The sequence below is a fragment of the Promicromonospora noduliphila genome (assembly GCF_056951025.1).
In genome coordinates this window covers 415890-430901 of sequence record NZ_CM167806.1, presented here as the reverse complement: position 1 = coordinate 430901, position 15012 = coordinate 415890, and the positions used below count along the sequence as shown (strand labels likewise).

The following is a 15012-nucleotide window of genomic DNA, read 5'->3' as shown; positions in this document are numbered from 1 at the left end:
CGTCAGACCCGGGCCTCTGCCATGGCGCCGCGCCCGTAGACCAGCCAGCAGACCAGGGCCATCACCGCGTACACGCCGACGAACAGCCACAGCGCCGGCACGATCGACCCGGCGACGGTGGTGGAGAGCGCGAACCCGCGCGGGATGAGGAACCCACCGAACGCGCCGACGGCCCCGGCGATGCCGATGCACCCGGCGGCAGCCTTCGCCGTCGCGCCGCTCGCCCGGAAGACCGCGGGGATCATCCGGTAGACGGAGCCGTTGCCCACGCCCGTCGCGACGAACAGGCCGAGGAACGAGCCGAAGAACAGGGCGAAGCTGCCCGTCCCGAGCGCCCAGATCGCGCCCATGGCGCCGAGCGCCATCACGCCGAAGGCACCGAGGGTCACGGCCATGCCGCCCACGCGGTCGGCGAGGATGCCGCCGAGCGGCCGTGCCACCGAGCCCACGAGCGCGCCCATGAACGCGAGCGGTAGTGCGACCTGCGGGAACTCGGCCGCGAGGAGGGTCGGAAAGGCGCCCGCGTAGCCGATGAACGACCCGAACGTGCCGATGTAGATGAAGCTGATCACCCAGGTGTGCTTGTCCTGGACGGCGACGCCGAACGAGCGCGGGTCCGCCTTGGCCGTCGCGAGGTTGTCCATCCAGCGCCACGCGAGGAAGGCTGCGAGCAGGATGAACGGGATGAAGACGAGGCCGGCCCGGTCGAGCGCCACGCCCGCACCGGTCACGATGACGAGCGGCACCGCGAGCTGCACGGCCGCCGTGCCGATGTTGCCGCCCGCTGCGTTCCAGCCCAGGGCCGCGCCCTTCTCCTTCTCGGGGAAGAAGAAGGAGATGTTCGCCATCGACGACGCGAAGTTGCCACCGCCGAGGCCCGCGAGCGCCGCAGCGGCGAGCAGCACGGGGAACGGCGTCGTCGGGTCGCCGACGGTGAGGATCAGCGCGCCCGTCGGCAGCAGGAGGAGCAGCGCCGAGGCGATGGTCCAGTTGCGGCCGCCGAACACGGGGACGGCGAACGTGTAGGGGATCCGCAGGGTCGCGCCGACGAGGCTGGGCACGGAGATGAGCCAGAACATCTGGTCGACGGTCAGGTCGAACCCCGCTGCGGGAAGCTGCGGCACGACGATCGACCACAGGGCCCAGACGCCGAAGCCGAGGAACTCCGCGAAGATCGAGAGCACGAGGTTGCGCCGCGCGGTCCGGCGTCCGCCGTCCTCCCAGAGGACCTTGTCCTCGGGGTCCCAGCGCTCGATCCACCGTCCGGTGTGGCGCTGGACCGCGGACTTCTCGGCGACCTCGGCCGTGCCGGAGGCCTGGTCGTCACGTGTTGTCGGAGTGGACATGTCGTCCTCCCTGCGTGGGCGTATGCCCGACGACGCCGGGCGCGCCCGGACCGACGGGTGCCGGATCCGGGGCCGGCCCGACGTCGGACCGACGGGTAGGAACCTAGGAAGACGGTGTTTCATCGCCAGACAAAGAGCAGTTAATCGACCGTAAGGAAGAACGCACAGGGCGCCGGGCGCGGGTGTGAGGGGTCGGCGCGGCCTTGCCGCGGCGGTCGGTCGGCGGTCGGTCGGCGGTCCGGGGCGCGTTCACCAGCCTCACGCGGACCGGTACCGTGCTGTGAGACAGAGGAAATCCCGTTCGAACGCGGCTCGCCTAACGTCGTCTCATGGAGTCCAGGTTGCGGAGCGTCACCGAGCACGTGGAGCGCGTGGTCGCGCTCGTCGCGCCGCTGCCCGTCGTCTCGCTGGGTCTGGCCGACGCCGAGGGGCAGGTCCTCGCCGAGGACCTGCACGCCGCCGTCTCCGTGCCGCCCTTCGACAGCGCCGCGATGGACGGGTACGCCGTGCGGCTGGCGGACCTGCCGGCCGACGGAGCACCGGTGACGCTCCAGGTCACGGGCGACGTCGCCGCAGGCGCCGATCCCGTGGCAGCGATCGGGCCGCGGCAGGCCGCGCGCATCATGACCGGCGCCCCGCTGCCGCCTGGAGCCGACGCCGTGGTCCCCGTCGAGCACACCTCGACCGGCCGGTTCGTCGCGGGTGCCCCCCGGGCGGAGTCCTCGGTCACGCTCGCGCGCCGGCCCCGGCCGCACGTCCGGCCCGCGGGTGAGGACGTCCGCGAGGGACAGCTCCTCGCGGCCGCAGGGACCGTGGTGACGGCGGCGGTGTTGGGTGCGGTGGCTGCGTCCGGCGCGGTGCACGTTCCTGTCCGACGGCGGCCGCGAGTCGCCGTGATCTCCACCGGATCGGAACTGGTGCCGGTCGGCAGGGTGCTCGGACCGGGGCAGATCACGGACTCCAACGGGCCGATGCTCGCGGCCGGGGCGCGCGCGGCCGGGGCCGACGTCGTCCGGCTCGGGCCGGTGCCTGACGATCCTTCGGCGTTGCGGGCGGCGCTCGATGCTGCGGTGCGTGCTGGTCGAGGCGTCGATCTGATCGTCACTGCCGGAGGCGTATCAGCCGGCGCGGCCGACGTGGTGCGAGAGGTGCTGGCGGCAGCGTCGTCGGGATCGGGAGGCGGCACCTCCGAGCGGGAAGACGGGACCTTCGAGCCGGAGGGCAAGACGCCCGGGGGCGGCGTCCCCGAACCGGAGGGCGAGACGCCCGAACCGAGGAGCGGCGCCGCAGCGACGGATGTCGATGTGGCCGCCGTCGCGCTGTCCCCCGGCAAGCCGCAGGCGCTCGCCCGCTGGCGCGGGGTGCCGTGGCTCGCGCTGCCGGGCAACCCCGTCGGAGCGTACGCGTCCTTCGAGCTGTTCGTGCGGCCCGCGATCGGACGCCTGCGTGGCGAGAGGACTCCGGGACAAGACCGCCTCGCGGAGGTGTGTTGCTCTGCGTCGACAGCGTCTACGGAGAGCAACACACCCCGCGGAGCAACACTTTCCGCCGCAGTCGATTGGTCCGGTTCGCCCGGCCGGCTGCTCGTCGTACCGGTTCGGCTGGTCCCGCTGCCTGACAGCGCGACAGCCGCCACCGGAGGCACCGTCAGCACCGCCGGGGGCAGCATGGCCACCGGTACAGACGCCGCGGCCGGCGAGTTCGGCGTCACCGGCACAGACGCCGCTGCTGGCCGGTTCGGCGTCGAACCCTGCGGCTCACGCCACGCCCTGTCCGCACTCGCGGTTGCCGACGGCGTCGCGCTCGTCCCGCCCGACGTCGAGAAGGTGCGCGCAGGGGACCTCGTCCGGGTGCTGATGCTGCGGTGACCGGGACCAGACGGGAGATCGGGTACGACGCCGTCGTGCTGGCGGGCGGGCGCGCATCGCGGCTGGACGGTACGTCCAAGGCGGGTCTGGTCGTCGACGGCGCGCGACTGCTCGACCGGGCGCTCGCGGCGAGCTCGCGCGCCCGCCGGGTCGTGGTGGTGGGCCCGCCCGAGCTGGCCGATGCGCTCCCGGCGCGCGATCCGGCGTCCGGCTACGCGGGTCCCGCGCCCGGTCTCACCCGAGAGGATCCGCCGTTCGGCGGGCCGGTCGCCGGCCTCGCCGCCGGGCTGCGCGCCCTGCCGGAGCCGGGCGCGGAGTGGGTGCTGCTCCTGGCCGTGGACGTGCCGCGTGCGGGCAGGGCGGTCGCGGCTCTGGAGCAGGCCGTTTCACGTGAACCGGTGGACGGCGCCTACCTGGTGCGGGACGGCAGGGCCCAGTGGCTGGTCGGGCTCTACCGGCGCTCGGCCCTCGACGCAGCGCTCGACGGTATCGAGACGGACGGGGCGCCGATGAAGCGTCTGATCGGCGGGCTTCGCTGCGCCGAGGTCCCCGACCGGGCAGGCTGGAGCGACGACGTCGACACCCTCGCCGACGCGGCCCGCCTCGGCGTGCGCGTCGTCGGGACCCGCATCATCGGAACACCGCCCGTCGGCGCGGACCCGGGCCGATGACGCCCACGACCCCGAAAGGACGCGAGATGGCAGACCTGAATGGCTGGGTGGAGGCACTGGAGGCCGAGCTCGGCCTGCCCCCGGGAACGGTCGACGTCGGAGAGGTGCTCGACCTCGCTCGCGACGCAGCCCACGCCGTCGCCCGGCCGGCCGCACCGGTCACCACCTACGCCGTCGGCTATGCGGCGGGCCTTGCCGCGGCGGGCGCGCTCGCCGCGGAGACGAGCGGCGGGCCGGACGCCGCGCAGAAGGCGAGCGACCTCGCGGCGCGCTGGGTGGCCGACTGAACCACCCGACCGACCCGAGCCAGCGCCTCGCGGTATCGCGGGTCTCGTTGTCAGTGGTCCCGCCTATCGTGTGGCGCATGGACCGGAACAGGCTCGAGTTCGCCGTGATCCCCACGGCGATCGGCGAGTGCGCGCTCGTCTGGAACGAGGACGCGGAGATCGTCGGATCGGCGCTGCCCCACGGCAGCGCCGACCAGGTGCGGGGCGCCGTGCGCGGCTGGTATCCGGGCGCCGTCGAGGCCCCGCCTACCCCGGTGGCGCCCGCCGCCGCTGCGCTCACCCGCCTGCTGGCCGACGGCGTCGGGGACCTCGCCGAGATCACCCTCAACATGAGCGCCGTGCCCGACTTCGACCGCCGCGTGTACGAGGTGGTGCGCGCGATCCCGCCCGGCGAGACCCGCACGTACGGCGAGGTCGCGGCCGAGCTGGGCTCGCCGGGCGCGGCCCAGGCCGTCGGACAGGCGATGGGCCGCAACCCGTTCCCGCCGATCGTGCCGTGCCACCGCGTGCTGGCCGCGGGCCGCCGCATCGGCGGGTTCTCCGCCCGCGGCGGCCCACGCACCAAGCTCCGCATGCTGGAGACGGAGGGCGTCTACCTGGAGCAGCCCACGCTCTTCGACCTGTGAGCTGCCCCAGGCCGGCTCAGCGGATCACGCTGGTCAGCGGACTGACCACTGTCTGGGTCACGTAGCCGGCTTTCGAGCCGGTGACCACGACGGCGACGCGCTTGCCCTTCGCGGAGGCCGGCACCTTGAACCAGTAGCTGGTCGCGCCCCTGACCGCCACACCGCCGACCTTCCACTGGTACTTCACGGTGCTCGGCTGCGGCGTCCATGCGCCGCGCACGGCCTTCAGCGTCGAGCCGACCTTCGCGGTGCCCGTGATGGTCGGACGTGGCGCGACGAACGCACCCGCCTTCACCGTCGTCGTCGCGGGGCTGACCACGGTCCTGGTCGTGTACCCGGTCTTCGAGCCGGTGATCGCAACCGTGACCCGCTTGCCCTTGGCCGACGCCGGAACCGTCCATGTGCGCGACGTCGCACCGGAGACGGCCTGGCCGTCCAGACGCCACTGGTACCTGGTCGTGGTGGGTGTCGGGGTCCAGGTCCCGCTGGCCGCCGTAAGGGTCTTACCGACCTGAGCGGTACCGGAGATGGACGGCGCGCCGACGGCGGAAAACACCAGTGGCTCGACCGTGATCGTGCGCTCGGTGCTCCATGCCGGGGCACCCGGGAACGCCTGGTAGGTGAAGGTCAGTGTCTTGGTTCCCGCGCCAAGGGCCTGGCCGTCGAGCTGCAGCTCCTCGGTGCGCTCGTCGAAGGTCGCGCGTCCGACAACCGTCGAGCCGGACCTGACCGTCACGGTGCCGTAGGGGGTGACCGCGTCCTCGCTCAAGGTCACCGACGCGGTGACGACATCACCGAAGGTGTACGACGTCGGACCGGCCACGGTGATTGCCGGAGGTGTCGGCACCGGCGCGTCGAACGAGACGTAGAACTCGTAGATGACTTCCCTGCTGCGGTTGCCAGCCTTGTCGACCGCCTCGATCCATAGGTAGTTGAGGCCCGTCCGAGGTGGCGTGATACCCAACACCGTGTTCTCTGTGGCCACAACCTCGTTCACCGGGGCCTGTGTGTTGATGCCGTACCGGTACTTGGCGACATCGTCGGACGTGCTTGTCAGCAGGAACGCACCGGGGACTCCCAGGCCACCGCGCACTCTGCGCTCGAGATACACCGCCTGCCCGCCCACAAGGGGAGTGACCACAGGTACCGCTGGACTCTCGATGTCGATGGCGAAGGTGCACGACGCAGCAGGGCCGACCAAGCCGCCCTCGTCGGTCCCGAACACCGACCAGACATAGCGAGCACCACCCTCGAGAATGCCGGAGGGCACTGAAAGACCATGCCGGTTCTCGTACGAGTCCGACTCTGGCCCCTCCCACAGCGCAACGTCGGGCGCATCTGCTCTGGCGACACGGAACATGGCGGTGACCGGGGCGGTCGCGCCGGGATCGCTGGTTCCGTTGTCCGGGTCAGGATCCCTGATGTCCGCAGACAGGTACGGGGACGTCGTCCGCACGACTCTCTCGACCGTGCACGACTGCCCCGACCCACGACGAGATACGCGGCACGTCGTAGAGGTCCAGGCGGCTCGGCATGCAGTTCACGTCGTCGAGCCAGGCCACGGCGCCGTTGAGGAAGAACTCGGCCGACGTGATGTCCCTGGGCCGCAGGTCGCGAAGGATCTCGACGCCGTCGAACTGCCAGACCAGGCGCTGCACCCCTGCGGCGGCGCAGCCGTCGGCGTACTCAGCGGGGTCGCAGTAGCCGACCCACTGCGTGCCGGTCCAGTTGTAGCCCGAGCTTCCGGTCCGCCGGAGGACGGTGCGCGCCGTCGGCTGCGTCGAGATGTTCGGGTCGATGCTCGATACCTCGAATCGCATCTCGCCGTCCGGCTCCGCGAAGAGCCTTGTGCCATCTTCGGCGGCGCGGGACACCTCGACGTCCTCGCCGCACGCGGCGGCGAGTTCCACGGCCGCCGCCTCGCCCCGGGCGGCACCGGAGCACTCGACCGCGGGAACCAGCGATCCTTCAACGGACGTCGCGACCGCGGCGGGTGCCGCGAACGCAGCAACCAGGATCCCGACCGCCGTAGCTCCTGCCATCAGGGCGCGTCTCATCATGTTTCTCCCGCAGTGACCACTCGAACCGGTGTGACGGCGTGAACCTACCCGCGCCGAGGCGCGTCATCTGGCCATTTCGCGGGTGAACTCGTCCGACGTGGGGAGATGTCTACCGATCGGCTGTACCGGCCTGACCGCACCTTGGTGTGCCGCGGATTCTCGACGCGGCGCCACGCGCCGGTCCGATAAGCAACGCATCTGCGGGTCCGCGCGTCATAGTCGTGCCATCCCATGGCGGGCAGAGACGCGCAACGGAGGAGTACACGTGCCCATGAGCAGGAGATTCGTCGTTCGGTCGTCGGCCGTCACAGGTGCCCTGGCCCTGGTCCTGGCCGGCGCCGTCGCAGCGAGCCCGGCCGACGCCGCGGCCGCGGGCCCGGAGCACTACCCGCCGCGAGTCCCGACGTCGGTCGGGTACGGCGGCGCGGTGAGCTCCCTCGACCCGGTCGTCTCCGAGGTGGGCCTCGGCGTGCTGCGGCGAGGCGGCAACGCTACCGACGCCGCAGTCGCGATGGCGGCGACGATCGGGGTGACCGACCCCTACAGCGCCGGAATCGGCGGTGGCGGGTTCTTCGTGCACTACGACGCGGCGACCGGCGAGGTCGAGACCATCGACGGGCGCGAGACGGCGCCGGCCGCGATGGAGCACGACGCGTTCCTCGACCCGGCGACCGGGGAGCCGTACCCGTTCTTCCCTGACCTGGTCACCGGCGGCGTCAGCGTCGGCGTCCCGGGAACGCCCGCCACCTGGGAACGCGCGCTGGAGCGGTGGGGCACGACGTCGCTGAGCCAGGCGCTGCGACCCGCGACGGCCGTGGCGGCCGGGGGCTTCGTCGTCGACCAGCTCTTCCACGACCAGACCGTCGTCAATCAGGAGCGTTTCGAGGCCTTGACCTCCACCAGCGAGCTGTTCCTGCCGGACGGCGAGGCGCCGGAGGTCGGGTCGGTGTTCCGCAACCCGGACCTCGCGGCGACGTACCGGACGCTCGCCCGCGGGGGTGCCGACGCGTTCTACGAGGGGGCGCTCGCGCACGAGATCGCGGACGCGGTGCAGGCGCCGCCCGTCGCGGACGGCACCGAGCTTCCCGTGCCGGTCGGATCGATGACCGCAGAGGACCTTGCGTCGTACGAGGTCGTGGACCGGGACCCGACCGTCGTCTCGTACCGCGGGTACGACGTCTACGGGATGGCGCCGCCGTCGTCGGGCGGGACCACCGTGGGTGAGGCGCTGAACATCCTGGAGCGGTTCGACCTGGAGTCTCTGGACGACCCGGCCGCGATGCACCACTACATCGAGGCGAGCGCCCTGGCGTTCGCGGACCGCGCCGCCTACCTGGGCGACGCCGACTTCGTGGACGTGCCGGTGGCCGGGTTGCTGGACGACAGGTTCGCGCAGGAGCGGGCCTGCCTGCTCGACCCGCAGGTCGCGCCAACCAAGCCGGTGGCAGCCGGTGATCCCAGGTCGTACGACGGCGGGTGCGGCGAGCCCGCCGCGCCGGGTACCGAACCCGAGGACACCGAGAGCACGTCGACAACGAACCTGACCGCCGTCGACCGGTGGGGCAACGTGGTCGAGTACACGCTGACGATCGAGCAGATCGGCGGGTCGGGGATCGTGGGGCCCGGCCGCGGATTCCTGCTGAACAACGAGCTCACGGACTTCAGCATCGAGTACGAGGCCGACGACCCGAACCGGATCCAGGCGGGCAAGCGCCCGCGCTCGTCCATGGCGCCGACGATCGTGCTGGCCGACGGCCGCCCTGTGCTCGCGCTCGGATCGCCGGGCGGGTCGAACATCATCTCGACGGTCACGCAGATGCTGATCCATCGGATCGACCTGGGCAGGACGATCCAGGAGGCGATCGCCGCGCCCCGGGCCGCGGCGCAGAACGGGGCGAGGACTCCCGCGGAGCCGGGCTTCATCGCCAGTTATGGCACGGCGTTGACCGGCTACGGGCACACGCTCACGCCGGTCGCCCCGGGGACGGGGATCGGCGCGGCGACCGCTATCGAGATCGGCCCGGGCGGTCTGCTCACCGCCGTGGCGGAGCCGACACGGCTCGGGGGCGGGTCGGCGCGGGTGGTGTGGCCGGCGCGGTCCTGACCGGAACCTGGCGACATCACGCTCGACCAAGCCCTCACACCACTTGAACAGCACCGGATCCGAGCCGGCCTACGCCCCGTCGCGCCACCCGGTGCGACACTGTCCTGCGTGCCCGACGTCTCCACCCATCCCCTCCTCGACGTGCTCCTCGCCGGTGGCGCACGCGCCGAGCGGCTGACGGCGTCGCGCACGTTCCCGGAGCGCACGGCCGAGCACGCGGACTGGCCCACCTGGGCGGACGCGACCGTGGTGCAGGGGTACCGGCGGCTCGGCGTCGACCGCCCGTGGACGCACCAGGCCGTGGCCGCCGACCTCGTCCGCCAAGGTCGGCACACCGCGCTGGCCACGTCCACCGGATCGGGCAAGTCGCTCGCGTTCTGGCTGCCCGCGCTGTCCGCGGTCCGGGCCGCCGCGGCGGCCGGCACGCTCGACCCGGGGAACATCGAGGCGGCGCGCGTGCGCCCCACGACCGTCTACCTCAGCCCCACCAAGGCGCTGGCGGCCGACCAGCTCAGCGCGCTGGAGCGCGTCCTCGATGCGGCCGGCACGCGGGACGTCCGCGTCGCGACGTGCGACGGCGACACCTCACGCGAGGAGCGCTCCTGGGTGCAGGACCACGCCGACGTCGTCCTCACCAACCCCGACTTCCTGCACTACGCGCTGCTACCGAACCATCGCCGCTGGTCACGGCTGCTCAAGGGGCTGCGGTACGTCGTCGTCGACGAGGGCCACGCCTACCGCGGCGTCTTCGGCGCGCACGTCTCGCTCGTACTGCGGCGGCTCGCGCGCCTCGCGGCGCGGTACGGGGAGGGCTCGCCCACGTTCGTCATCGCCTCGGCGACGACGGCGGAGCCCGCCGTCACAGCGGCTCGTCTCATCGGCGTGCGGCCCGACGACATCGCCGCCGTCACCGAGGACGCCTCACCCTCGGGACGCCGCACCGTGGTCCTGTGGCAGCCCCCGGAGATCGTGGGCTGGCGTCCCCCTACTGGCGCGACCGCTGAGTCCGGCAGCTCGCATCGAGATCGGTCCAGCGATGAGCCGATCTCGATGCAGCGTGCCGACCTCACGGAGCCTGACCCGTGGGCGCTGCCTCCGGTAACTCCCCCATCTGGTGCCGAAGCTGACCCGACGGTCCACCTGGAGAGCGCGCCGGAACCCGATCCCGAGGCCGAGCCCGTCGCCGCCGAGGCAGCACCCGAGCATCCGCGCCGATCGGCGACCGCCGAGGTCGCCGACCTGCTCGCCGACCTTGCCGCCGCCGGCGCCCGCGGCCTCGCGTTCACCCGGTCCCGCCGAGGTGCGGAGTCGGTGGCGCAGCAGGCCCGCGACCGTCTGCGCCATGTCCCCGACGCCGCTCGCCGCATCGCGGCCTATCGCGGCGGCTATCTGCCGGAGGAGCGCCGCGAGCTGGAGCAGGCCCTCCGCACCGGCGACCTGCTCGGCCTGGCGACGACGAACGCGCTCGAGCTCGGCGTGGACATCTCCGGCCTCGACGCGGTGCTCATCGCCGGATGGCCGGGTACCCGGATGTCGCTGTGGCAGCAGGCGGGCCGCGCCGGGCGAGCCGGTGCGGACGGCCTGGTCGCGTTCGTCGCGCGCGAGGACCCGCTCGACACCTATCTCGTGACCCATCCCGAGGCGGTGTTCGACGCCCCGCTCGAAGCCACCGTGTTCGATCCGGCGAACCCGCACGTGCTCGCGCCGCACCTGTGCGCGGCAGCCCAGGAGGCGCCGCTCCGGTCCGAGGACCTCGCGGCGTTCGGCAATCCCGCCCACGTGCGCGGGATCCTGGACGTGCTGGTCGCCCGGGGCGCGCTCCGGCGTCGGACGTCGGGGTGGTACTGGACCCACCACCAGCCCGCCACCGGCCTCACCGACCTGCGCGGCGCAGGCGGATCCCCCGTCCGCGTGGTGGAGCAGGGCACCGGCCGGATGCTCGGCACGGTCGACGCGGCGTCGGCGGACGGCCAGGTGCACGACGGCGCGGTGTACGTGCACCAGGGCACCACCTACGTGGTGACACACCTCGACCTGGCCGACCACACCGCCGTCGTGCAGCGGCGGCGGCTGGACTACGGGACGTGGTCGCGCTCGGTCATGTCGGTGGCGATCGAGGGCTGGGACCAGGGCTCCGGGGCCGCTGCCGGGTCTCTGGACGAGACCAGCGCTGCCGGGGGCCCGGGTGAGACCGGCGGCGCCAGGCGCCCCGGCGAAACCGGTGCTACCGGGCGCCCGGGCGAGACCGGCGGCGCCCACCCGTCACGTGAGAACGGCGCCGCCTCCCCGGGGGAGGACGGCACGGGCCACGACCTGGTCACCCGGGAATGGGGCCCGATCACCTGGGGCCTCGGCCCGGTCGAGGTGACGTCGCAGGTGGTGAGCTTTCAGCGCCGCCGCATCCCGGACATGCAGGTGCTGGGGACGGAGCAGCTCGAGCTGCCGGAGCACACCCTCGGCACAGTGGCGGTGTGGTGGTCGGTGCCCGAGTTCGTGCTGCGGGCCGCCGATATCTCCCCCGAGCAGACGCCGGGCGCGCTGCACGCCGCCGAGCACGCGTCGATCGGGCTGCTGCCGCTGTTGGCAACGTGCGACCGGTGGGATCTCGGCGGGGTGTCGACCGAGCTGCACCCGGACACCGGTGAGGCCACCGTCTTCGTCTACGACGCCTACCCCGGCGGCGCCGGCTTCGCTGAGCGCGCCTACGACCTGGGCGCGACCTGGCTCCGAGCCACCCGCGACGCGATCGAGGCGTGCCCCTGCGCCGACGGGTGCCCGGCGTGCGTGCAGTCGCCCAAGTGCGGCTCGTACAACGCGCCGCTCGACAAGGCGGCGGCGGTGCGGCTCCTGGACGCCGTGCTGTCCCACGACCCCAGGCCGCCCGCCGCAGCCTCACCGTCCTGACGGCTCGATACGTCTAGGGCGTGTCTCCCATATGGCGTGCCCAGATGGTGCAGGCGGATAGGACGACGGCGGCGCGGTAGGTGATGGCGAGCTTGTCGTAGCGGGTCGCCAGGGCGCGCCATTGCTTGGTCAGGGCGAAGGAGCGTTCCACGACGTTGCGTCGCTTGTAGGTCCGGGCGTCCAGGGCTGGTGGTCGTCCTCCGGCTGAGCCTTTGTGTTTGCGGGCAGCGATCTCGTCCTTCTTCTGCGGGATCACGGTCTGGATGTGCCGGGCCGCGAGCATCCTGCGGTTGACGCCGCTGGTGTAGGCGCGGTCGGCGATCACCGCATCAGGGGTGGTGCGCGGGCGGCCCGGTCCCTGGCGCGGGACGCGGATGTCGGCTAGGACCTCGGCCAGCATGGCCCCGTCGTTACGCTGCCCGCCCGTGACGATCGCGGCCAGCGGGCGTCCATGACCGTCCACCGCGTGATGGATCTTGCTGGTCAGGCCGCCACGTGACTTACCGATGCCATGACCTGCCGGTTCACGTTCCCCGCCGAGCGGGCTGGGGACGAACCCCTCAGGGAGTTTCGTGTGATTCGCTCTCGCCCCCTGTGTCCCGCTCGGGACGCGTGGTGTTCGTGCCGTGCTGATGAGCACGGTTGATCGTGGCGTCCACGCTCACGTTCCAGTCGATCTTCCCGTCCGCGTCCGCCGCGGCCAGCAGCCCGGCCAGGACCTTGTCCCAGGTGCCGTCGTCGGCGTAGCGGCGGTGCCGCTTCCAGACCGTCCTCCACGACCCGAAGTGCTCACGAGGCAGGTCCCGCCACGGGATCCCGGCCCGGTAGCGGTAGATGATCCCTTCCACTACCCGCCGGTTGTCCCAGAACGGATGCCCGCGCCGGCCCGCGTTCGAGGGCAGCAACGGCTCGATCCGCCCCCACTGCTCATCCGACAACACCCGATACCGCGAAGAAGTCACCCGATCAGGCTGCCGCACACCTCAGCCCACATATGGGAGACACGCCCTAGTCGCCCAGCCGCTTGAAGGGGCTCGTCGAGAACACGATCTCGACGGCGACGCCGAAGTACTCGGCGATCCGCAACGCGAGGTGCAGCGAAGGGCTGTACTCACCGCGCTCGAGGTACCCGACGGTCTGGTAGTGCACTCCGAGCGCCTCCGAGAGCTCACGCCGCGAGATGCCGCGTTCGGCACGCAGCATCGCAATGCGGTTGTGGACCACGTCGGACTGCTCTGCCACCACTCAGTACCCCTTGGTCATGAAGCGCTCTCGCGCCGCCGCCACCGTGGAACCCGACTCCCGGCGAGCCATCCTGCGGAGCACGATCGGCGCCAGCACCATACCCACGACGGCCCAGACGCCGAGCACCGCGAACATCTCGAAGGTGCGCCACGACTCGCCGATCTCGGCAACGACCTGGTCCTCCGGAAGCATCGCCGACCGGGCGCCCAGGCCCAGCCAGTAGTACGGGAACGCCTGCCCCACCCACTGGAGCCAGGTGGGCAGCGCGGTGATCGGGTAGAAGATCCCGGACGGGATGATCAGCAGCATCGACGCGAGGAAGAGCAGGCCGGTCTGCGACGAGGTCTTGAACAAGGACCCCATGGCCACGCTGATCGGGACGGTCGCGACCATGCCGACCACGAAGATCAGCACCAGCAGCACCCACGTCCGCGCGTCGAGCCGGAGGTCGCCCGCCACCGTGAAGCCCGGGATGACCAGGGCGAGGAGGCTGACCGCCGTGGTCAGCGTGAACATGAGGATCTTGCCGACGAGGTACCCGATCATCCCGTTCGGCGTCGCCTTCGCCCGCAGCAGCGTGCCGTCCTCCCGGTCGACGGCGATGGTGCTCGCCGCCCCGGTCAGCCCACCCAACGCGATGGACATGCCCACGAGGCTCGGCAGCACCATGGCACCCAGCGCGAAGTCCGTGCCTGGCACGGTGCTGCCCCGCATGAACAGCAGCACCACGGCATAGATGACGGGGAACGCCAGGTACCAGATGACGTCAGCCGGTTCCGAGAGCGAGTACTTGGTCTCGAGCCAGCCCCGGGAGAGCCCCGCGCGCACGGCCGCCCGTCGCGCGTCGGTCTTGGTTGCCGTGGTCATGACTGGACCTCCTCGGTCTGCGCGACCTGTTCCGCCCGGCCGGACGCGCTCGGCTGCCCGTCTCGGCCCTGATCGGCGCCACCCACCTCTGCGCGGTGGACGAGCGACATGTAGGTGTCCTCGAGGCTGGCCCGCCTGACCTCGAGGTCGGTGGCGTCCGGGTCTCGCGCGAGCAGCTCGCGGACGAACCCGGTCGGGTCGCCGTCACTGACGGCGTGGATCTGCCGGTGCCCGCCGGACGTCCAGCGCACCTCGGCCTGCGTCGCCAGCTCGCGGGCGAGCTGGTCGGCCGACCCGTTGGCGACGATCGTGCCCCGGTCGAGGACGAGGATCCGGTCGGCCAGCTTCTCGGCCTCGTCGAGGTCGTGCGTGGTGAGCAGGACCGTCGTGTTCTCGAAGTCAGCCAGGCGGTGCACCAGGTCGTGGAACTCCCGCCGGGCGTGCGGGTCGAAGCCCGCCGTCGGCTCGTCGAGGAACACGAGCTCCGGCCGGCCGACGATCCCGATCGCCACGTCCAGACGCCGCCGCTGACCGCCCGACAGCGCCTGCACCTTCGCGTTCGCCTGCTCCGCCAGGCCCACGACCTGGATCAGCTCGTCGACGTCCCACGGCCGGGAGACCTCAGCGGTCGCGTACGGGCCGTAGAACCGCGCGAGATATCCGAGCAGATCCCGCACCCGCCACCTGCCGTGGTCGCGCCACGACTGGAGCACGACGCCCAGCCGTGCCCGCCATGCCTCGTCACCGTGCGCCGGGTCCTGCCCGAGCACCGAGACCTCGCCGGCCGACCGCATGCGGAAGCCCTCAAGAATCTCGATCGTGGTGGTCTTGCCCGCGCCGTTGGGCCCGAGCAGGGCAAGGACCTCACCACGGTTCGCCGTGAACGACACCCCCGTGAGGACGTCCTTGGTCCCGTACCGCATCCGTAGGTCGCGCACGTCGAGCGCCACGTCGCCCGACGGCGGAGGCGCACCCTGCGCGCTCATCGCATCCTCCGTACTATCCATAGCAGAGATACTACGATCCGTACCGAA

General features: G+C 72.1%; 13 protein-coding genes. 6 read left to right on the top strand and 7 right to left on the bottom strand.

The genetic code is table 11. The annotated features are described in order from the left end of the window. Positions 1-2 precede the first annotated feature (2 nt). On the bottom strand, positions 3-1346 hold the full coding sequence (locus AC0QU1_RS01860; RefSeq protein WP_483573959.1) for an MFS transporter: 1344 nt from the start codon (positions 1344-1346) through the stop codon (positions 3-5). Between the two features lie 329 nt (positions 1347-1675). Between AC0QU1_RS01860 and AC0QU1_RS01855 the strand changes: the two genes are divergently transcribed. From AC0QU1_RS01855 to AC0QU1_RS01840, 4 genes are all read left to right on the top strand, one after another. Then, the gene (locus AC0QU1_RS01855) at positions 1676-3214 is read left to right on the top strand and encodes a molybdopterin molybdotransferase MoeA (RefSeq protein WP_483573958.1); all 1539 of its coding nucleotides are present in this window, start codon (positions 1676-1678) and stop codon (positions 3212-3214) included. Then, positions 3211-3885 (top strand): molybdenum cofactor guanylyltransferase, encoded by a 675-nt coding sequence (gene mobA, locus AC0QU1_RS01850; RefSeq protein WP_483573957.1) that lies wholly within the window; start codon positions 3211-3213, stop codon positions 3883-3885. Before AC0QU1_RS01855 ends, mobA begins: the two co-directional genes overlap by 4 nt. Positions 3886-3911: 26 nt before the next feature. Then, complete coding sequence (locus AC0QU1_RS01845) at positions 3912-4172, top strand: DUF6457 domain-containing protein (protein WP_483573956.1); 261 nt, start codon at positions 3912-3914, stop codon at positions 4170-4172. 77 nt (positions 4173-4249) lie between these two features. Continuing rightward, the gene (locus AC0QU1_RS01840) at positions 4250-4798 is read left to right on the top strand and encodes a methylated-DNA--[protein]-cysteine S-methyltransferase (protein WP_483573955.1); all 549 of its coding nucleotides are present in this window, start codon (positions 4250-4252) and stop codon (positions 4796-4798) included. Positions 4799-4814: 16 nt separating this feature from the next. On the opposite strand, the gene AC0QU1_RS01835 is transcribed toward AC0QU1_RS01840, so the two are convergent. Beyond that, positions 4815-5939: a hypothetical protein gene (locus tag AC0QU1_RS01835; RefSeq protein ID WP_483573954.1), complete on the bottom strand. Its 1125-nt coding sequence runs from the start codon at positions 5937-5939 to the stop codon at positions 4815-4817. A 268-nt stretch (positions 5940-6207) separates the two neighbouring features. Next, the gene (locus AC0QU1_RS01830) at positions 6208-6855 is read right to left on the bottom strand and encodes a hypothetical protein (protein ID WP_483616368.1); all 648 of its coding nucleotides are present in this window, start codon (positions 6853-6855) and stop codon (positions 6208-6210) included. Between the two features lie 274 nt (positions 6856-7129). Here AC0QU1_RS01830 and ggt point away from each other — a divergent pair, with 274 nt between their 5' ends. Together ggt and AC0QU1_RS01820 are read left to right on the top strand one after the other, a co-directional pair. Continuing rightward, positions 7130-8962 carry a gamma-glutamyltransferase gene (ggt, locus tag AC0QU1_RS01825; RefSeq protein WP_483573952.1) on the top strand — a complete coding sequence of 611 codons (1833 nt, stop codon included), beginning with the start codon at positions 7130-7132 and terminating at the stop codon, positions 8960-8962. 108 nt (positions 8963-9070) lie between these two features. Then, positions 9071-11866 (top strand): DEAD/DEAH box helicase, encoded by a 2796-nt coding sequence (locus tag AC0QU1_RS01820; RefSeq protein WP_483573951.1) that lies wholly within the window; start codon positions 9071-9073, stop codon positions 11864-11866. A 13-nt stretch (positions 11867-11879) separates the two neighbouring features. Here the strand turns inward: AC0QU1_RS01820 and AC0QU1_RS01815 are convergent. From AC0QU1_RS01815 to AC0QU1_RS01800, 4 genes are all read right to left on the bottom strand, one after another. Beyond that, a protein-coding gene (locus AC0QU1_RS01815) for an IS5 family transposase (protein ID WP_483572811.1) occupies positions 11880-12828 on the bottom strand; the annotation gives its coding sequence in 2 pieces (ribosomal slippage) (positions 11880-12458 and positions 12460-12828; 948 coding nt in all). Positions 12829-12874: 46 nt separating this feature from the next. After that, on the bottom strand, positions 12875-13108 hold the full coding sequence (locus AC0QU1_RS01810; protein WP_483573950.1) for a helix-turn-helix transcriptional regulator: 234 nt from the start codon (positions 13106-13108) through the stop codon (positions 12875-12877). A 3-nt stretch (positions 13109-13111) separates the two neighbouring features. Continuing rightward, on the bottom strand, positions 13112-13978 hold the full coding sequence (locus AC0QU1_RS01805) for an ABC transporter permease (protein ID WP_483573949.1): 867 nt from the start codon (positions 13976-13978) through the stop codon (positions 13112-13114). Continuing rightward, complete coding sequence (locus tag AC0QU1_RS01800) at positions 13975-14985, bottom strand: ABC transporter ATP-binding protein (protein WP_483573948.1); 1011 nt, start codon at positions 14983-14985, stop codon at positions 13975-13977. The genes AC0QU1_RS01805 and AC0QU1_RS01800 overlap by 4 nt, the downstream gene beginning before the upstream one ends. Between the last annotated feature and the right edge of the window lie 27 nt (positions 14986-15012).

Excerpts from the sequence above, each read along its gene's own strand:
- AC0QU1_RS01860 (WP_483573959.1), bottom strand. The coding sequence starts at position 1,346 with ATGTCCACTCCGACAACACGTGACGACCAGGCCTCCGGCACGGCCGAG.
- AC0QU1_RS01855 (WP_483573958.1), top strand. The coding sequence starts at position 1,676 with ATGGAGTCCAGGTTGCGGAGCGTCACCGAGCACGTGGAGCGCGTGGTC.
- AC0QU1_RS01845 (WP_483573956.1), top strand. The coding sequence starts at position 3,912 with ATGGCAGACCTGAATGGCTGGGTGGAGGCACTGGAGGCCGAGCTCGGC.
- AC0QU1_RS01840 (WP_483573955.1), top strand. The coding sequence starts at position 4,250 with ATGGACCGGAACAGGCTCGAGTTCGCCGTGATCCCCACGGCGATCGGC.
- AC0QU1_RS01830 (WP_483616368.1), bottom strand. The coding sequence starts at position 6,855 with ATGAGACGCGCCCTGATGGCAGGAGCTACGGCGGTCGGGATCCTGGTT.
- ggt (WP_483573952.1), top strand. The coding sequence starts at position 7,130 with ATGAGCAGGAGATTCGTCGTTCGGTCGTCGGCCGTCACAGGTGCCCTG.
- AC0QU1_RS01805 (WP_483573949.1), bottom strand. The coding sequence starts at position 13,978 with ATGACCACGGCAACCAAGACCGACGCGCGACGGGCGGCCGTGCGCGCG.
- AC0QU1_RS01800 (WP_483573948.1), bottom strand. The coding sequence starts at position 14,985 with ATGGATAGTACGGAGGATGCGATGAGCGCGCAGGGTGCGCCTCCGCCG.